This window comes from Pseudomonas ekonensis, from assembly GCF_019145435.1.
GTDB classification, from domain to species: Bacteria; Pseudomonadota; Gammaproteobacteria; order Pseudomonadales; family Pseudomonadaceae; genus Aquipseudomonas; species Aquipseudomonas ekonensis.
This window is the reverse complement of sequence record NZ_JAHSTS010000003.1, coordinates 105,665-122,890: the sequence shown is the minus strand read 5'-3', so window position 1 is coordinate 122,890 and position 17,226 is coordinate 105,665. Positions and strand designations below refer to the sequence as shown.

Genomic DNA, 17,226 nt, shown 5'->3' with positions numbered 1-17,226 from the left:
TCTTGCTTGTGTTCCCAATCATGCCGTGCGGCGCAGTATCAGCAGATGGCGTTGGCCTTGGCAACCGGGTACGGCCAGGGCGTGTTCGCTATCGAGTTTGAAGTCTGCCGGCAATGCTACCAGCTCATCGGCCGGATGGACGCCCTTCATTGCCAGCCAGCGTGTGTCGGCGTCGCCGAGGTGGCGGGTCCAGCCGGTGAAGTTCTCCATGCTGCTGAACGCCCGGGAAATGATCCCGTTGAACGGCTGCGCAGGCTGGAAGGCTTCGACCCGGCTGTGGACAACTTGCAGGTTATCCAGTTTGAGTTCGAGTTTGACCTGGGTCAGGAAGCGGGTCTTCTTGCCGTTGGCGTCCAGGCAGGTCACTTGCGCGTCCGGATACAGGATCGACAACGGGATGCCCGGCATGCCGCCGCCGCTGCCCACGTCCAGCCAACGGCCGTTTTCGATGAACGGCATCACGCTCAGGCTGTCGAGCAGGTGACGGGAAACCATCTCGTCCGGATCGCGCACGGCGGTCAGGTTGTAGGCCTGGTTCCATTTGATCAACAGGGCCAGGTAACCCAGCAGTTTCTCGTGCTGGATTTCGCTGAGGTTGACACCGAGCGCACGGGCTCCTGTGGATAACTCTTCGGCGTGTTGCGAAGTGACCTTAGAACTCAAGCGCTTTGCTCCAACTGACGGCCCGCGCCGCGTTTTTTCAAATGAATCATCAACAGGGAAATCGCCGCCGGGGTGACGCCCGGAATCCGCGACGCCTGGCCCAGGGTCTCAGGGCGGGTCGCGCCGAGCTTGCCCTGAATCTCCTTGGAGAGACCGGAAATGCTCGCGTAATCGATATCCACAGGCAGTTTCGTGTCTTCGCTGGCGCGCAGGCGGGCGATCTCATCCTGCTGCCGGTCGATGTAGCCGGCGTACTTGGTCTTGATCTCGACCTGTTCGGCGACCTGTGGATCTTCGGCGCCCTGCCCGGTCACTTCGACCAGACCAGCGTAGTCGATTTCCGGACGGCTCAAGAGGTTGAGCAGGTTGTATTCGTGGGTCAGCGGCGTGCCGAACTTTTCGGCGACCGCATCGCCCTGGGGCGTGCCCGGGCGAACCCAAGTGCTTTTCAGCCGCTGCTCTTCCAGCTCGATGCCTTCGCGCTTCTTGCAGAACGCCGCCCAACGCGCGTCATCGACCAGGCCCAGTTCCCGGCCTTTTTCGGTCAGGCGCAGGTCGGCGTTGTCTTCGCGCAGGATCAGCCGGTACTCGGCGCGGGACGTGAACATGCGGTACGGCTCTTGGGTGCCGAGGGTGATCAGGTCGTCGACCAGCACGCCGATGTACGCCTCGTCGCGGCGCGGGCACCAGGCTTCTTTGCCCTTGGCCCGCAGCGCGGCGTTGGCCCCGGCCAGCAGGCCTTGGGCGCCGGCCTCTTCGTAGCCCGTGGTGCCGTTGATCTGGCCGGCGAAGAACAGGCCGCCGATGACTTTGGTCTCCAGGCTGTACTTCAGGTCGCGAGGGTCGAAGTAGTCGTACTCGATCGCATAGCCCGGACGCACGATGTGCGCGTTCTCCATGCCGCGGATCGATTGCACGATCTGCAGCTGCACGTCGAACGGCAGGCTTGTGGATATCCCGTTCGGGTACAGCTCATGGGTGGTCAGGCCTTCAGGCTCGATGAACACCTGATGGCTTTCCTTGTCGGCGAAGCGGTGGATCTTGTCTTCGATCGACGGGCAGTAGCGCGGACCGATGCCCTCGATCTCGCCGGCGTCGGAGTACATCGGCGAACGGTCGAGGTTCGCCGCGATGATCTCGTGGGTGCGCGCGTTGGTGTGGGTGATCCAGCAACTGACCTGCCGCGGATGCTGTTCCTTGTTGCCCAGGAACGACATGACCGGGATCGGCGTGTCGCCCGGCTGCTCGGTCATCACCGAGAAATCCACAGACCGGCCGTCGATGCGCGGCGGCGTACCGGTCTTCAGGCGACCGACGCGCAGCGGCAATTCGCGCAGGCGACGGGCCAGGGCGATCGAGGGCGGATCGCCGGCGCGGCCGCCGGAATAGTTCTGCAGACCGATGTGGATAAGTCCGCCGAGGAACGTGCCGGTGGTCAGCACCACGGAGTCGGCGAAGAAACGCAGGCCCATTTGGGTGACGACGCCGCGCACTTGTTCCTGCTCGACGATCAGGTCGTCGGCGGCCTGTTGGAATATCCACAGGTTGGGCTGGTTTTCCAGGATCTCGCGGACAGCGGCCTTGTACAGGATCCGGTCGGCCTGCGCGCGGGTCGCCCGTACCGCCGGCCCTTTGCGGCTGTTCAATACGCGGAACTGAATGCCGCCCAGGTCGGTGGCCATGGCCATCGCGCCGCCGAGGGCGTCGATTTCCTTGACCAGATGGCTCTTGCCGATGCCGCCGATGGCCGGGTTGCAGCTCATGGCGCCGAGGGTTTCCACGTTGTGCGTCAGCAACAGGGTCTTTGCCCCCATGCGCGCTGACGCCAGTGCTGCCTCGGTACCGGCATGACCGCCGCCGATGACGATCACTTCAAAACGGGAAGGGAAATCCACCACGCACCTCGTGCCTGCTTAAGTAGGTATTTAAGGAAAAATTCGATCTCAGGTTTCTGGACCTGGTCGGCAAGTATAGGGACTTCGCCTTTCCTAAAGAACCCTTTGCACAAAATTTAACCAGTTGTGGAAAAATCGCGGACAAAAAAATTAAAAAGGAAAGAAATGTATAAAACCTTGTTTTTATGTTTATTCTTAGGCCCCGCCCTATCTGTGGATAACTGGCTGAACGCCTTTATTTTCAATCTGTACAGAGATTCATAACTCTGTGCCCATGTACCACGGAGCCATTGGGATAACCGCCTTAAGCCTGTGGATGAAAGGGGTCGTTATCCACAGATGCGGTTATATCCAGTTTTCAGGCCCTGTTATCAACTGACCTCATCGGCAGTTATTCACAGGGCTTGATCCACAGAAATCAGACGAACGAGAACGCTTCGGGCACGGAAAATCCGCCCGGACAGAACGTGTCTGGCCGGCATTTGGAGGGAGGAAGGATTGGGAGGAAGGGCAGACAGGCCGCGAACGGGCCTGTCTGAGGGGGACTGCAGAGATTACTTGCCGATGCAGAAGCTGGAGAAGATCCGCCCCAGCAGGTCGTCCGAACTGAACGCGCCGGTGATTTCTCCCAGGGATTGCTGGGCCTGACGCAAGTCTTCGGCCAGCAGCTCACCGGCGCCGGCGAGGGTCAGTTGCGCGCGGCCGTGCTCCAGCGCCGCACTGGCGTGACGCAGGGCTTCCAGGTGCCGGCGTCGGGCGCTGAAGCTGCTTTCCGCTGTCTGTTCGTAGCCCATGCAGGCCTTGAGGTGTTCGCGCAGCAGCTCAAGCCCCTCGCCCGCCGACTTCGCGCTGAGGCTGATCGTGACATGGCCATCGTCGCTGACTTCCAGGGCGATCGCTTCCCCGGTCAGGTCAGCCTTGTTGCGGATCAGGGTGACGCGGGCCGGATCCGGCTTCGTTTCCAGGAATTCCGGCCACAGGGCGAACGGGTCGGCAGCTTCTGGCGCGGTCGCATCGACCACCAGCAGCACCCGGTCCGCTTCGTTGATGGCTTTGAGGGCGCGTTCGACGCCGATCTTTTCCACATGGTCGTCGGTGTCGCGCAGACCGGCGGTGTCCACGACATGCAACGGCATGCCGTCGATGTGGATATGTTCGCGCAGGATGTCCCGGGTCGTGCCGGCGATCTCGGTCACGATCGCCGCTTCGCGGCCGGCCAGCGCATTGAGCAGGCTGGATTTGCCGGCGTTCGGCCGGCCGGCGATCACGACCGTCATGCCGTCGCGCAACAATGCGCCCTGCCCGGCTTCACGCAGCACGGTGGACAAGTCGTCACGCACCTTGTCGAGCATGCTCAGCACATGGCCATCGGCGAGAAAGTCGATCTCTTCCTCAGGGAAGTCGATGGCGGCCTCCACATAGATGCGCAGGCCGATCAGTTGTTCGGTGAGTTCATGCACACGCTGGGAGAACGCGCCCTGCAGGGAGCGCAATGCGTTGCGTGCGGCTTGCGCGGAACTGGCCTCGATCAGGTCGGCGATGGCTTCGGCCTGGGCCAGGTCGAGCTTGTCGTTGAGGAACGCGCGTTCGCTGAATTCTCCAGGACGGGCCAGGCGGCAGCCCAGTTCCAGGCAACGCTTGAGCAGCATGTCCAGCACGATCGGGCCGCCATGCCCCTGCAGTTCCAGCACGTCTTCGCCGGTGAAGGAATTGGGGCCCGGGAAATACAGCGCCAGCCCTTCGTCCAGCACCTCTCGGCCGGCGCTGAAGAACGGGCCGTAGTGGGCGAACCGGGGTTTCAGTTCGCGGCCGCTGATGGCTTTCGCCGCGGCACCGGCCAACGGGCCGGAAATGCGGACGATGCCCACGCCGCCGCGCCCCTGGGCAGTGGCGACGGCGGCGATGGTTTCACGAGGTGCGCTCATAAACCGGTATCCAGACAAAAGTGGCAGATAGCAAAACGCCCCACTAGGGGGCGTTTTGAGTGGTTATCCACAGAGTAAGTTACGCCTCGGCTTTTTTCGTCGCCGATTCGATCTTACGCGTGATGTACCACTGTTGGGCAATCGACAGGCAGTTGTTCACAACCCAGTACAGCACCAGGCCGGCCGGGAACCACAGGAAGAAGAAGGTGAAGATGATCGGCATCATTTTCATCACCTTGGCCTGCATCGGATCCGGCGGCGTCGGGTTCAGCTTCTGCTGTATGAACATGGTGGCGCCCATGATGATCGGCAGGATGAAGAACGGATCTTTGATCGACAGGTCGGTGATCCACAGCATGAACGGCGCCTGGCGCATTTCCACGCTTTCGAGCAGTACCCAGTACAGCGAGAGGAAGACCGGCATCTGCACCAGGATCGGCAGGCAGCCGCCCAGCGGGTTGATCTTCTCTTTCTTGTACAGCTCCATCATGGCTTGCGACATTTTCTGCCGGTCGTCGCCATGCTGTTCCTTCAGTGCGGCCAGTTTCGGTGCCACGGCGCGCATGCGGGCCATGGACTTGTAGCTGGCGGCGGACAGCGGGAAGAACAGGCCCTTGATCAGCATGGTCAGGAAGATGATCGACCAGCCCCAGTTGCCGACGATGCTGTGGATATGTTGCAGCAGCCAGAAGATCGGCTGGGCGATGAACCACAGGATGCCGTAGTCAACGGTCAGTTCCAGGCCTGGGGACAACTCTTTCAGGACGGCCTGGCTCTTGGGACCTGCGTACAGCACGGCGCTGGTTTCGACCTTGGCGCCTGGCGCAGCGGTCAACGTGGAGCCGGTGTAGCCGATGATGTAGTTGCCTTTGCTGTCCTTGCGGGTCTGGACGATGTTGCTTTCGCCCTTGGGAGCGACCCACGCGGTCACGAAGTAGTGCTGCAGCCAGGCGACCCAACCACCGTTGACGGTTTCCTTGAGCTGACCCTTGTCCATGTCCTTCATGGACACTTTCTTGTACGGCTCGGAACTTGTCCACAGGGCGGCGCCCAGGTAGGTCGCGGTGCCGGTGGCGGTTGTGGACGAAGGATCGGCGCTGGCGTCACGCTTGAGCTGGGCGAACATCGCGCCAGTCCAGGGTTGTGCGCTCTGGTTGTCGATCAGGTAGGAAACGGTCACGTCGTACAGGCCGCGCTTCAGGGTGAAACGCTTGATGTAGTTGACGCCGTCCTTGCTGAACTTCAGGTCGACGACCAGTTGGTCCTGACCGTCGGCCAGTTGATAAGTCTTCTTCTCCGACGCGTACAGCGGACGGCCGGCCGGGTTTGCATCCGGGCCGTTGGTGCCGATCAGGCCGCTTTGCGCCAGGTAGATGCGCTCGCCGCCGTTGTCGAACAGCTGGAACGGCACGTCCGGACGGTCCTGGCGACGCGGATACAGCGGCAGGGTCAGTTGAGCGACGTCACCGCCCTGTGGATCGATCGCCAGATCGAGCACGTCGGTCTTGATCTGGATCAGGTCCTTGCTGACGGCGACCGGCGCTTCGGCCGGCGCGTTGCTGTCGCTCGCGGCGTGCGGAATGTCGTCGTTGGCGGAGGCGTTATTGCCGGTTGCGGTGTCCGGCAAGCCAGATGTGGTCGTGCTCGAGGCAACATTCTGAGTCGGCAGGGCAGTTTGACCGTAGTCCTGGTTCCATTTAAGAACCATGACGTAGGACACGATTGCCAGGGCGACGATCAGGACCGTGCGTTTGATATCCATGATTACTCGGCCATCGAAGAAGAACGGGAGGTAGGGACAGGTGGAACCGGGTCATAACCACCGGGATTCCACGGATGACAGCGACCTAAACGACGAAAGGTCAGCCAGCCACCGCGCAGAAGGCCATGATTTTCGATGGCTTCGTACGCGTAGCAAGAACAGCTGGGGTAAAAACGACAGTGACTGGCCATCAGCGGACTAATGGCATAGCGATAGAACCGGATCGGAACGAGCGCCAGTTTACGCATCTGGACTGTCAGCCCCCACAGTTTCGGTTTTGGCTGGAGATGCCGGCTTGTTGCGCGCCAGGCGTTTCCAGAGCTTGCCGAAATGTTGGATCAATTCGGGGTTTTCCACGTCGCCCAAACCTTTGCGCGCGACGATGACGATGTCCCAGCCGACCAGTGAATCCTGGTTCAGACGGAACGATTCGCGCATCAGGCGTTTGAGGCGATTGCGCTCGACGGAGAGCTTTACGCTCTTTTTCCCGATGACCAGCCCGAGGCGGGGGTGATCGAGATCGTTGTTGCGCGCAAGGAGCAGGAGATTTTTCCCCGGAACCTTGCCGGTAGGGGAGTCAAAGACTGCCTTGAAGTGCCGGGGTGTAAGCAGACGCTTTTCCCGACTGAAGTCCTGACTCACCTCCAGTACCGGGATATCAAACGGTCAGACGCGCACGGCCTTTGGCGCGACGACGCGACAGGACGGCACGACCGTTCTTGGTGGCCATGCGAGCACGGAAACCGTGGGTACGAGCGCGTTTGATAGTGCTTGGTTGGAAAGTACGTTTCATGTCGTGTTACCTGGTTCGTCCACAACGGCCGGAATGGCCCCTGTTTTAAGAGACCGGGGATTCTAGAGAAAGCAAGTCCTCAGGTCAATTTCCAACCAACGTTTCCTAATAAACAGATCGGCAGCGGTTTCAAGGCCCGGATCCCGGCCGGCAGACATAAAAATAAAGAAGCGAAGAATTTAAAGCTTTTTTGTAAAGCTTGTTAAAGCTAGTCTCCGCCCCTTCTGTGGATAACTGAGTCGAGGCCATATTCCACCTGATGTACAGAGAATGACAACTACGCGGGAAAACCGTGGTCAGCCTGTGCCGCGAGGCCGGAAAACCTGTGTATGCAAGGGGCTGTTATCCACAGGCGGGTTATCCACGCGCTTTTGCCCCCAGTTGTCCAGTGCCCTCATCGGCGGTTATCCACAGAGCTCCCTGGAGCACCGTCGGTCGCCTTTTTGCCGGTTAACGCATTGATAATTCGCCTCCATCGGGTCACCTGCGTGTGGATAAGTGGACGGCTCGCCGCTACAATGGCCGCTTGTTTTTGCCTCACCGGCTTTCAACTTAGGGGATCTCCGTGTCAGTGGAACTTTGGCAGCAGTGCGTGGAGCTTTTGCGCGAAGAGCTGCCTGCCCAGCAATTCAACACTTGGATCCGTCCACTGCAGGTCGAAGCCGAAGGCGACGAGTTGCGCGTCTATGCGCCCAACCGTTTTGTTCTGGACTGGGTCAACGAAAAGTACCTGGGACGCGTCCTCGAGCTGCTGGATGAGCACGGCAACGGCATGGCGCCGGCGCTTTCCTTATTAATAGGCAGCAAACGCAGCTCGGCCCCCCGCGCCGCACCGAACGCTCCGCTGGCGGCAGCGGCGGCTCAGGCCCAGGTGAATGCGGCGCCTGCCCCGGTGGCACCGGCCCCGGTGGCAGCGCCGGCCAAGCGCGCTGCGCAGAAGGCCGAAGCCGAAGAGGTCATCGAGGAGCCGTCGCGCGACAGTTTCGATCCGATGGCCGGCGCCGCTTCCCAGCAGGCCCCGGTTCGTACCGAACAGCGCACCGTGCAGGTCGAGGGCGCCCTCAAGCACACCAGTTACCTGAACCGCACCTTCACCTTCGAGAACTTCGTCGAAGGCAAGTCCAACCAGCTCGCCCGTGCGGCGGCCTGGCAGGTGGCGGACAACCCCAAGCACGGCTACAACCCGCTGTTCCTGTACGGCGGCGTCGGCCTGGGTAAGACCCACTTGATGCACGCGGTGGGCAACCACCTGTTGAAGAAGAACCCGAACGCCAAGGTGGTGTACCTGCATTCCGAGCGTTTCGTGGCCGACATGGTCAAGGCGCTGCAATTGAACGCGATCAACGAGTTCAAGCGGTTCTACCGTTCGGTGGACGCCCTGCTGATCGACGACATCCAGTTCTTCGCCCGCAAGGAACGCTCCCAGGAGGAGTTTTTCCACACCTTCAACGCCCTGCTTGAAGGTGGCCAGCAGGTGATCCTCACCAGCGACCGCTATCCGAAGGAGATCGAAGGCCTCGAAGAGCGCCTGAAGTCCCGTTTCGGCTGGGGCCTGACCGTGGCCGTCGAGCCGCCGGAGCTGGAGACCCGCGTCGCGATCCTGATGAAGAAGGCGGACCAGGCCAAGGTCGAGCTGCCGCACGATGCGGCGTTCTTCATCGCCCAGCGCATCCGCTCCAACGTCCGTGAGCTCGAAGGCGCGCTCAAGCGCGTGATCGCCCACTCGCACTTCATGGGCCGCGAGATCACCATCGAGCTGATCCGCGAATCCCTCAAGGATCTGTTGGCGCTGCAGGACAAGCTGGTCTCTGTGGATAACATTCAGCGCACCGTCGCCGAGTACTACAAGATCAAGATCTCCGATCTGCTGTCCAAGCGCCGTTCGCGCTCGGTGGCGCGCCCGCGTCAGGTCGCCATGGCGTTGTCCAAGGAACTGACCAACCACAGCCTGCCGGAAATCGGCGATGTGTTCGGCGGCCGCGACCACACCACCGTTCTGCACGCCTGCCGCAAGATCAACGAACTTAAGGAATCCGACGCGGACATCCGCGAGGACTACAAGAACCTGCTGCGTACACTGACCACTTGATGAACGCCAGCGCAGCTTATTGAGGCAAGGGACTAGACCATGCATTTCACCATTCAACGCGAAGCCCTGTTGAAACCCCTGCAACTGGTCGCAGGTGTCGTCGAACGCCGACAGACCTTGCCGGTGCTGTCCAACGTGCTGCTGGTCGTAGACGGCCAGCAGCTGTCGCTGACCGGCACGGACCTGGAAGTCGAGCTGGTCGGCCGCGTGCAGCTCGAAGAGCCTGCGGAAACCGGCTCCATCACCGTGCCGGCGCGCAAGCTGATGGACATCTGCAAGAGCCTGCCGAACGACGCGCTGATCGACATCAAGGTCGACGAGCAGAAACTGGTGGTGAAGGCCGGCCGCAGCCGCTTCACCCTGTCGACCCTGCCGGCCAACGATTTCCCGACCGTGGAAGAAGGCCCGGGCTCGCTGACCACCAGCCTTGAGCAAAGCAAGCTGCGTCGCCTGATCGAGCGCACCAGTTTCGCCATGGCCCAGCAGGACGTGCGTTACTACCTCAACGGCATGCTGCTGGAAGTGTCCACCGGCATCATCCGCGCCGTGGCCACCGACGGTCACCGCCTGGCGATGTGCTCGATGCAGGCCGACATCGGCCAGCAGGACCGCCATCAGGTGATCGTGCCGCGCAAAGGCATCCTGGAACTGGCGCGCCTGCTCACCGAGCCGGACGGCAACGTCAGCATCGTGCTGGGCCAGCACCACATCCGCGCGACCACCGGCGAATTCACCTTCACCTCGAAACTGGTGGACGGCAAGTTCCCGGACTACGAGCGCGTCCTGCCCAAGGGCGGCGACAAGCTGGTGCTGGGCGACCGCCAGGCCCTGCGTGAAGCGTTCAGCCGCACCGCGATCCTGTCCAACGAGAAGTACCGCGGCATCCGTCTGCAACTGGCCAGCGGCCAGCTGAAGATCCAGGCCAACAACCCGGAGCAGGAAGAGGCGGAAGAAGAAGTGGGCGTGGAATACAACGGCAGCTCGCTGGAGATCGGCTTCAACGTCAGCTACCTGCTGGACGTGCTGGGCGTGATGACCACCGAGCAGGTTCGCCTGATCCTGTCCGATTCCAACAGCAGTGCGCTGGTGCAGGAATCCGACAACGACGATTCGGCTTACGTTGTCATGCCGATGCGTCTGTAATCAGCGCCAACTAGATGTCGCTCAGTCGCGTCTCGGTCACCGCGGTGCGCAATCTGCACCCGGTGACCTTCTCCCCCTCTCCCCGCATCAACATCCTTTACGGCGCCAACGGCAGCGGCAAAACCAGTGTCCTGGAAGCCATTCACCTGCTGGGGCTTGCCCGTTCGTTCCGCAGCACGCGGCTGTTGCCGGTCATTCAGCACGAACAGCTCAGTTGCACCGTGTTCGGCCAGGTCGAGCTGGCCGAAGGCGGACACAGCGCGCTGGGGATATCCCGCGACCGCCAGGGCGAGTTCCAGATCCGCATCGACGGACAGAACGCCCGCAGCGCTGCGCAACTGGCGGAAATCCTGCCGCTGCAGTTGATCAACCCGGACAGTTTTCGCCTGCTGGAAGGTGCGCCGAAGATCCGTCGGCAGTTTCTGGACTGGGGCGTGTTCCACGTCGAACCGCGGTTCATGGCCACCTGGCAGCGTTTGCAGAAGGCCTTGCGTCAGAGAAACTCCTGGCTGCGGCATGGTACACTTGACGCCGTTTCGCAAGCGGTTTGGGACAGGGAACTGTGCCAGGCCAGCGCTGAAATCGATGAATACCGCCGCGCTTACATCAAAGCCTTGAAACCGGTCTTTGAACAGACTTTGAGCGAACTGGTTGAGCTCGAGGGTTTGACGCTCAGCTATTACCGGGGCTGGGACAAGGACCGGGAACTGAGCGCCGTGCTAGCCGGATCCCTGCAACGGGATCAGCAGATGGGCCATACCCAGGCCGGGCCGCAACGCGCTGACCTGCGCCTTCGGTTGGGTGCGCACAACGCCGCGGACATCTTGTCCCGGGGGCAGCAGAAGCTGGTGGTCTGTGCCTTGCGGATCGCCCAGGGGCACCTGGTGAGCCAGGCCCGTCGCGGGCAGTGTATTTATCTGGTGGATGACTTGCCGTCCGAGCTGGACGAGCAGCACCGCCGTGCGTTGTGCCGCTTGCTGGAAGACTTACGCTGCCAGGTCTTTATCACCTGTGTAGACCACGAATTTTTGAGGGAAGGCTGGCAGACGGAAACGCCAGTCGCCCTGTTCCACGTGGAACAGGGCCGTATCACCCAGACCCACGACCATCGGGAGTGAAGGCATTGAGCGAAGAAAATACGTACGACTCATCGAGCATTAAAGTGCTGAAAGGCCTGGATGCCGTGCGCAAACGTCCCGGTATGTACATTGGTGACACCGACGATGGCAGCGGTCTGCACCACATGGTGTTCGAGGTGGTCGACAACTCGATCGACGAAGCCCTCGCCGGCCATTGCGACGACATCGCCGTCATCATCCACCCGGATGAATCCATCACCGTGCGCGACAACGGTCGCGGCATTCCGGTGGATGTGCACAAGGAGGAAGGCGTTTCCGCCGCCGAGGTCATCATGACCGTCCTTCACGCCGGCGGTAAGTTCGACGACAACTCCTACAAGGTATCCGGCGGTCTGCACGGCGTAGGTGTGTCGGTGGTGAACGCCCTGTCCGAAGAGCTGGTGCTGACCGTTCGCCGCAGCGGCAAGATCTGGGAGCAGACCTACGTGCACGGCGTGCCTCAGGCGCCGATGGCGATCGTGGGCGACAGCGAAACCACCGGTACCCAGATCCACTTCAAGGCTTCCAAGGAAACCTTCAAGAACATCCACTTCAGCTGGGACATCCTGGCCAAGCGCATTCGCGAACTGTCGTTCCTCAACTCGGGCGTCGGCATCGTCCTCAAGGACGAGCGCAGCGGCAAAGAGGAGCTGTTCAAGTACGAAGGCGGCCTGCGCGCATTCGTTGAATACCTGAACACCAACAAGACCGCGGTCAACCAGGTGTTCCACTTCAACATCCAGCGCGAAGACGGCATCGGCGTCGAGATCGCCCTGCAGTGGAACGACAGCTTCAACGAAAACCTGCTGTGCTTCACCAACAACATTCCGCAGCGCGACGGCGGCACCCACCTGGTGGGCTTCCGTTCCGCGCTGACCCGCAACCTGAACAACTACATCGAACAGGAAGGCCTGGCCAAGAAGCACAAGGTCGCCACCACCGGCGACGACGCCCGTGAAGGCCTGACCGCGATCATTTCGGTGAAGGTGCCGGATCCGAAGTTCAGTTCCCAGACCAAGGACAAGCTGGTGTCTTCCGAAGTGAAGACCGCGGTCGAACAGGAAATGGGCAAGTACTTCTCCGACTTCCTGCTGGAGAACCCGAACGAAGCCAAGCTGGTGGTCGGCAAGATGCTCGACGCGGCCCGTGCCCGTGAAGCGGCGCGCAAGGCCCGTGAGATGACTCGCCGCAAAGGCGCGCTGGACATCGCCGGCCTGCCGGGCAAGCTGGCCGACTGCCAGGAAAAGGATCCGGCGCTGTCCGAACTGTACCTCGTGGAAGGTGACTCCGCGGGCGGCTCTGCCAAGCAGGGGCGCAACCGCAAGACCCAGGCCATCCTGCCGCTCAAGGGCAAGATCCTGAACGTCGAGAAGGCCCGTTTCGACAAGATGATCTCGTCCCAGGAAGTGGGCACGCTGATCACCGCGCTGGGCTGCGGCATCGGCCGCGAAGAGTACAACATCGAAAAACTGCGTTATCACAACATCATCATCATGACCGATGCTGACGTCGACGGTTCGCACATCCGCACCCTGCTGCTGACCTTCTTCTTCCGTCAGTTGCCGGAGCTGATCGAGCGCGGCTACATCTACATCGCCCAGCCGCCGCTGTACAAGGTCAAGAAGGGCAAGCAGGAGCAGTACATCAAGGACGACGACGCCATGGAAGAGTACATGACGCAATCGGCCCTGGAAGACGCCAGCCTGCACCTGGACGAAGACGCCCCGGGCATTTCCGGCGAGGCGCTGGAGCGCCTGGTGAACGACTTCCGCATGGTGATGAAGACCCTCAAGCGCCTGTCGCGCCTGTACCCGCAGGAGCTGACCGAGCACTTCATCTACCTGCCGGCGGTGAGCCTGGAGATGCTGGGCAACCACACCGCCATGCAGGAATGGCTGGCCAAGTACGAAGTGCGCCTGCGCACCGTCGAGAAGTCCGGCCTGGTCTACAAGGCCAGCCTGCGCGAAGACCGCGAGCGTGGCGTATGGCTGCCGGAGGTCGAACAGATCTCCCACGGCCTGTCGAACTACGTCACCTTCAACCGCGACTTCTTCGGCAGCAACGACTACAAGACGGTCGTTTCCCTCGGCGCCCAGCTGAGCACCCTGCTGGACGAGGGCGCGTACATCCAGCGCGGCGAACGCAAGAAGCCGGTCACCGAGTTCAAGGAAGCCCTGGACTGGCTGATGGCCGAAAGCACCAAGCGCCACACCATCCAGCGATACAAAGGTCTGGGTGAGATGAACCCGGATCAGCTGTGGGAAACCACCATGGACCCGACCGTGCGCCGCATGCTGAAAGTGACCATCGAAGACGCCATCGCCGCGGACCAGATCTTCAACACCCTGATGGGTGATGCGGTCGAGCCTCGTCGTGACTTCATCGAGAGCAATGCCCTGTCGGTGGCGAACCTGGACTTCTGATCCCGGTCTGCACCGACGAAAAGGCCAACGCATCTGCGTTGGCCTTTTTTATTGCCCGCCGGTTCACTCCCCGGCCGTGGCCACACTCTCCAACCGATACCCATACCCATAGATCGTCAACAACTGCCAACCCCGATCCGCCGTCAGTCCCAGCTTGTTGCGCAGGCGATAGATGTGGGTGTCCAACGGCCGTGACGACGACATTTCCTCATGGGGCCAGAACCGTTCGTACAGGTAGTCCCGGGACAGCGGCCGGCCGAGGTTGTTGAACAGGCAGCGGGCCAGGCGGTATTCGCGTTCGGTCATGGCGATCGGCTTGCCGTCGCGGGTGACGGTCAGTTCGCCGTCGTCGAACACCAGATCGTTGAAGTGCAGCACCTCGCCGGCGGCCGGGCGTTGTTGGGCGTGGCGGCGCAGCACCGCGGCCACCCGGGCTTTGAGTTCATTGGGGCGGAACGGTTTGCTGACGTAGTCGTCGGCGCCGGCGTTGAGCGCCTGGACGATGTCGCTCTCGCCGTCGCGGCTGGTGAGCATGATGGCGGCCGGTGGCGCTTCCATGTGTTCGCGGGTCCAGCGCAGCAAGGCCAGGCCGGTGAGATCCGGCAGTTGCCAGTCGAGGATCAGCAGGTCGAAGGTTTCCCGGCGCAGTTGCCGCAGCAGCTCTTCGCCCCTCTCGAAGCTGTGCAGCGACCAGGGCTGTTCGCCGTGCTCGGCCATTTGCTGCAGGGTCTGCTCGACCCGGCGCAATTCGGCCGGTTCGTCGTCCAGTATCGCAACGCGCATACGCGATCATTCCTTTTCGTTGGGCGATGGGTCGGGACTGCAAAAGTCGGCGGCCCGGTGTTCCGGCGTCCGCTATGATTCTTTGAAATCATTCAGACACGCCCTCAGACCTTTGGCCGATGAAACCATTCAACCCGCCCTGCCCCGTTCCCCATGAATAACCCGCGCCGGCACGAAAGCCGGGTGCCGAGCCAGGTGCAGAGGCTGTTTCGGCGGCTGGTGCGCGAGTGGTTGTGGATAAGTCTAGTGCTATTGCCGCTGACTGCGCTGTTGTCGTGGCGTTCGCAGCTCAACCTGAACGATCCCTCGCCCGTCATGGGCGCGCTGCTGTCGGTGGCGCTGGTGACGAGCGTGCTGGGCCTGCTGCTGTGGCGTCCGCGCCTGGCGCTGTGGCTGACCCTGATCGGCATGGCCTGCGCGCTGCTGGCCAGCGCCGGGCTGGCGGAACTGCGCCATTGGTGGTCGCCGACGCCGGCGGTGCTGGGGATGCTGTTCGGTTACCTGATCTGGAACTGGCGGCGCCTGAGCGTGGTGCTGACGTACTTCGGCTGGGAGCTGGCGCGCCTGGACAGCGAACCGAAGGTGTTCCCTGAGCGCCGCCGCACCCGGTTTCAGGGCGCCGACCGCCTGCAGGGGCAGATCATGGCGCTGGAACAGGCCATGAGCCGCACCCGCGACACCCGGCGCTTCATTGCCGATGGCCTCGAATACCTGCCGGTGGCCACCCTGATCAGCGACCCGCAGGGGCAAATCCTGCTGGGCAACCGCAATGCGCGGAACCTGTTCGGCAGTGACCTGGTGGGGGACGACGTGCTCGATCAACTGGCCCGTCTCGGCTATCCCGAACTGGACCAGGCGCCGCGCCCGCTGCTGTCCGCCCTGCCGCTGCTGGAGTTTCGCGACCGCAAGGACCGCAGCCTGCGGCTGGAACGGGCGGCGTTGCTGCCGGTGGACGGCGACACGCCGATCGGCTGGCTGCTGAGTCTGACCGACCTCAGCGCCGAGCGGGCGGCGGAAGAGCAGCGCAGCGTGCTGCTGCGGTTTCTCTCCCATGACCTGCGCGCACCCCATTCGGCGATCCTCGCCTTGCTGGACGTGCACCGGCACCAGGCCGGCGGGGACTCGCCCCTGTTCGAGCAGATCGAGCGCCAGGTACGGCGGGCGCTGGATCTCACCGATGGCTTCGTGCTGCTGGCCCGCGCCGAATCCCAGGCCTATCAGTTCCAGCCGAGCCTGTTCGCGATGCTGGTGCTGGACGTGCTGGATCAGGCCCTGCCCATCGCCCAGCAAAAGCGCATCGAATTGCTCCACGACATGGACGAGCCCGCCCAGGAACGCCTGGTCATGGCCGATCAGGGCCTGCTGACCAGGGCCCTGTTCAACTTGCTGGAGAACGCGATCAAGTACAGCGATCCGGGAACGGCAGTGCGTCTGCGCATCCGTTGCCACGAAGACTGGTTGTGCATCGAACTGACGGATCAGGGCAAGGGCATCGCCGCCGGGGAACTGCCTGAGCTGTTCAGCCAGTACCGGCGTTTTTCCTCCGCCCAGGGCATCGACGGCGTCGGGTTGGGGCTTTCGATGGTCAAGGCAGTGGTGGATCACCACGGTGGACGGATCGAGTGCCTGAGCGTGGTCGGGCAAGGCACCACGTTCCGCCTGGAGCTGCCGCTGCTGGCGGAAGAGCACGCATAAAAAAACCGGCTATATCAGCCGGTTCCTTTGCGCCCGGAAAAACTTATGCACCATTTCCGGGGTTTTATGAGCTTGGGAAATATATAAGTAAATCAATTATTTAAAACTTGAATCCGCTGCTTTTCAACGAACTCGTACACAGGTTATCCACAAAATCTCAGACAGTGGCCTCACCGTTGGCGACAGGCGCCGGCGGCAACGAGCCCATGTCTCGCTGGGCCTGCTCGTTCCAGGCCTGGACCCGGTCGTTCAGCTCGGCGATGGCCCGCGGGCCTGAGCCTTCGGCGTACATCGGCTGGCCGATGACCACGGTGATGACGCCCTGCTTCTTGCCCCAACCGGTCTTGGGCCAGAACTTGCCGGCATTGTGGGCGACCGGCAGCACCGGCAGCGACGCGTTCACCGCCAGGGCAGAACCGCCCCGCGAGAACTTGCCCATGGTGCCGTAGGGAACGCGGGTGCCTTCAGGGAAGATCAGCACCCACACGTTGTCCTTGAGCAGTTCGTCGCCCTTGGCCGCCACATGCTTGAGCGCGGCTTTCGGGTTGTCGCGGTCGATGGCGATGGGGCGCAGCATGGCCATCGCCCAGCCGAAGAACGGCACGTACAGCAGTTCGCGCTTGAGCACCTGGCTCAAGGGCTGGAAATAGGCGGAGAGAAAGAACGTCTCCCAGGTGCTCTGGTGGTTCGACTGAATCACGCAGGGCCGGTCAGGCACGTTTTCCGCGCCTTTGACTTCGTAGCGGATGCCGAGGAACACCTTGCTCAGCCACAAGGCGCAGCGGCACCAGTACACGTTGATGAAGCGATAGCGCGCCTTGAACGGCAGAAAGGGCGCGATGAAAAAGCTCAGGCTGCACCACAGCAGGGAACTGGTGCCCAGCAGCAGGTAAAAGAGAGCAATTCTGATGGCCTGCAGTATCGACATGGCGACGTT

General features: G+C 61.9%; 14 protein-coding genes. 5 read left to right on the top strand and 9 right to left on the bottom strand.

Features of this window, described 5'->3' with window-relative positions:
• Positions 1-18: 18 nt before the first annotated feature.
• The 7 genes from rsmG to rpmH all read right to left on the bottom strand — a co-directional run bounded on the left by rsmG (position 19) and on the right by rpmH (position 7,038).
• Positions 19-663 carry a 16S rRNA (guanine(527)-N(7))-methyltransferase RsmG gene (gene rsmG / locus KVG96_RS24545; RefSeq protein ID WP_217894371.1) on the bottom strand — a complete coding sequence of 215 codons (645 nt, stop codon included), beginning with the start codon at positions 661-663 and terminating at the stop codon, positions 19-21.
• Positions 660-2,558: a tRNA uridine-5-carboxymethylaminomethyl(34) synthesis enzyme MnmG gene (mnmG, locus tag KVG96_RS24540; protein WP_217894370.1), complete on the bottom strand. Its 1,899-nt coding sequence runs from the start codon at positions 2,556-2,558 to the stop codon at positions 660-662. Before mnmG ends, rsmG begins: the two co-directional genes overlap by 4 nt.
• A gap of 554 nt (positions 2,559-3,112) precedes the next feature.
• Positions 3,113-4,483 carry a tRNA uridine-5-carboxymethylaminomethyl(34) synthesis GTPase MnmE gene (gene mnmE / locus KVG96_RS24535; protein WP_217894369.1) on the bottom strand — a complete coding sequence of 457 codons (1,371 nt, stop codon included), beginning with the start codon at positions 4,481-4,483 and terminating at the stop codon, positions 3,113-3,115.
• Positions 4,484-4,562: 79 nt separating this feature from the next.
• A complete protein-coding gene (yidC, locus tag KVG96_RS24530; RefSeq protein WP_085579272.1) occupies positions 4,563-6,245 on the bottom strand; it encodes a membrane protein insertase YidC in 1,683 nt (560 codons plus the stop codon).
• A 2-nt stretch (positions 6,246-6,247) separates the two neighbouring features.
• Positions 6,248-6,493 (bottom strand): membrane protein insertion efficiency factor YidD, encoded by a 246-nt coding sequence (yidD, locus tag KVG96_RS24525; protein ID WP_085579274.1) that lies wholly within the window; start codon positions 6,491-6,493, stop codon positions 6,248-6,250.
• Entirely contained in the window at positions 6,486-6,887 is a 402-nt protein-coding gene (rnpA, locus tag KVG96_RS24520) for a ribonuclease P protein component (protein ID WP_170929990.1), read from the bottom strand. The genes yidD and rnpA overlap by 8 nt, the downstream gene beginning before the upstream one ends.
• 16 nt (positions 6,888-6,903) lie before the next feature.
• Positions 6,904-7,038, bottom strand: coding sequence for a 50S ribosomal protein L34 (rpmH, locus tag KVG96_RS24515; protein ID WP_013793569.1), 135 nt, complete (start codon positions 7,036-7,038; stop codon positions 6,904-6,906).
• A gap of 565 nt (positions 7,039-7,603) precedes the next feature.
• Between rpmH and dnaA the strand changes: the two genes are divergently transcribed.
• The 4 genes from dnaA to gyrB are packed head-to-tail and all read left to right on the top strand — an operon-like array spanning position 7,604 to position 13,811.
• Positions 7,604-9,127, top strand: coding sequence for a chromosomal replication initiator protein DnaA (dnaA, locus tag KVG96_RS24510; protein ID WP_217894368.1), 1,524 nt, complete (start codon positions 7,604-7,606; stop codon positions 9,125-9,127).
• A 39-nt stretch (positions 9,128-9,166) separates the two neighbouring features.
• Positions 9,167-10,270, top strand: a complete 1,104-nt coding sequence (dnaN, locus tag KVG96_RS24505; protein WP_217894367.1) for a DNA polymerase III subunit beta — start codon at positions 9,167-9,169, stop codon at positions 10,268-10,270.
• A gap of 14 nt (positions 10,271-10,284) precedes the next feature.
• Complete coding sequence (recF, locus tag KVG96_RS24500) at positions 10,285-11,388, top strand: DNA replication/repair protein RecF (protein ID WP_085579282.1); 1,104 nt, start codon at positions 10,285-10,287, stop codon at positions 11,386-11,388.
• Between the two features lie 5 nt (positions 11,389-11,393).
• On the top strand, positions 11,394-13,811 hold the full coding sequence (gene gyrB, locus KVG96_RS24495; RefSeq protein WP_217894366.1) for a DNA topoisomerase (ATP-hydrolyzing) subunit B: 2,418 nt from the start codon (positions 11,394-11,396) through the stop codon (positions 13,809-13,811).
• Positions 13,812-13,874: 63 nt separating this feature from the next.
• Here the strand turns inward: gyrB and KVG96_RS24490 are convergent, their stop codons facing one another.
• Complete coding sequence (locus KVG96_RS24490) at positions 13,875-14,594, bottom strand: response regulator transcription factor (protein ID WP_217894365.1); 720 nt, start codon at positions 14,592-14,594, stop codon at positions 13,875-13,877.
• Between the two features lie 153 nt (positions 14,595-14,747).
• On the opposite strand from KVG96_RS24490, the gene KVG96_RS24485 reads away from it, so the two are divergent.
• Positions 14,748-16,289, top strand: a complete 1,542-nt coding sequence (locus tag KVG96_RS24485; protein WP_217894364.1) for a sensor histidine kinase — start codon at positions 14,748-14,750, stop codon at positions 16,287-16,289.
• Positions 16,290-16,446: 157 nt separating this feature from the next.
• On the opposite strand, the gene KVG96_RS24480 is transcribed toward KVG96_RS24485, so the two are convergent.
• Positions 16,447-17,217 carry a lysophospholipid acyltransferase family protein gene (locus tag KVG96_RS24480; RefSeq protein WP_217894363.1) on the bottom strand — a complete coding sequence of 257 codons (771 nt, stop codon included), beginning with the start codon at positions 17,215-17,217 and terminating at the stop codon, positions 16,447-16,449.
• Positions 17,218-17,226 lie beyond the last annotated feature (9 nt).

Bases quoted from the DNA above. Each gene is read 5' to 3' on its own strand.
- mnmE (WP_217894369.1), bottom strand. From the start codon at position 4,483: ATGAGCGCACCTCGTGAAACCATCGCCGCCGTCGCCACTGCCCAGGGG.
- yidC (WP_085579272.1), bottom strand. From the start codon at position 6,245: ATGGATATCAAACGCACGGTCCTGATCGTCGCCCTGGCAATCGTGTCC.
- yidD (WP_085579274.1), bottom strand. From the start codon at position 6,493: ATGCGTAAACTGGCGCTCGTTCCGATCCGGTTCTATCGCTATGCCATT.
- rpmH (WP_013793569.1), bottom strand. From the start codon at position 7,038: ATGAAACGTACTTTCCAACCAAGCACTATCAAACGCGCTCGTACCCAC.
- dnaN (WP_217894367.1), top strand. From the start codon at position 9,167: ATGCATTTCACCATTCAACGCGAAGCCCTGTTGAAACCCCTGCAACTG.
- recF (WP_085579282.1), top strand. From the start codon at position 10,285: ATGTCGCTCAGTCGCGTCTCGGTCACCGCGGTGCGCAATCTGCACCCG.
- KVG96_RS24490 (WP_217894365.1), bottom strand. From the start codon at position 14,594: ATGCGCGTTGCGATACTGGACGACGAACCGGCCGAATTGCGCCGGGTC.
- KVG96_RS24485 (WP_217894364.1), top strand. From the start codon at position 14,748: ATGAATAACCCGCGCCGGCACGAAAGCCGGGTGCCGAGCCAGGTGCAG.
- KVG96_RS24480 (WP_217894363.1), bottom strand. From the start codon at position 17,217: ATGTCGATACTGCAGGCCATCAGAATTGCTCTCTTTTACCTGCTGCTG.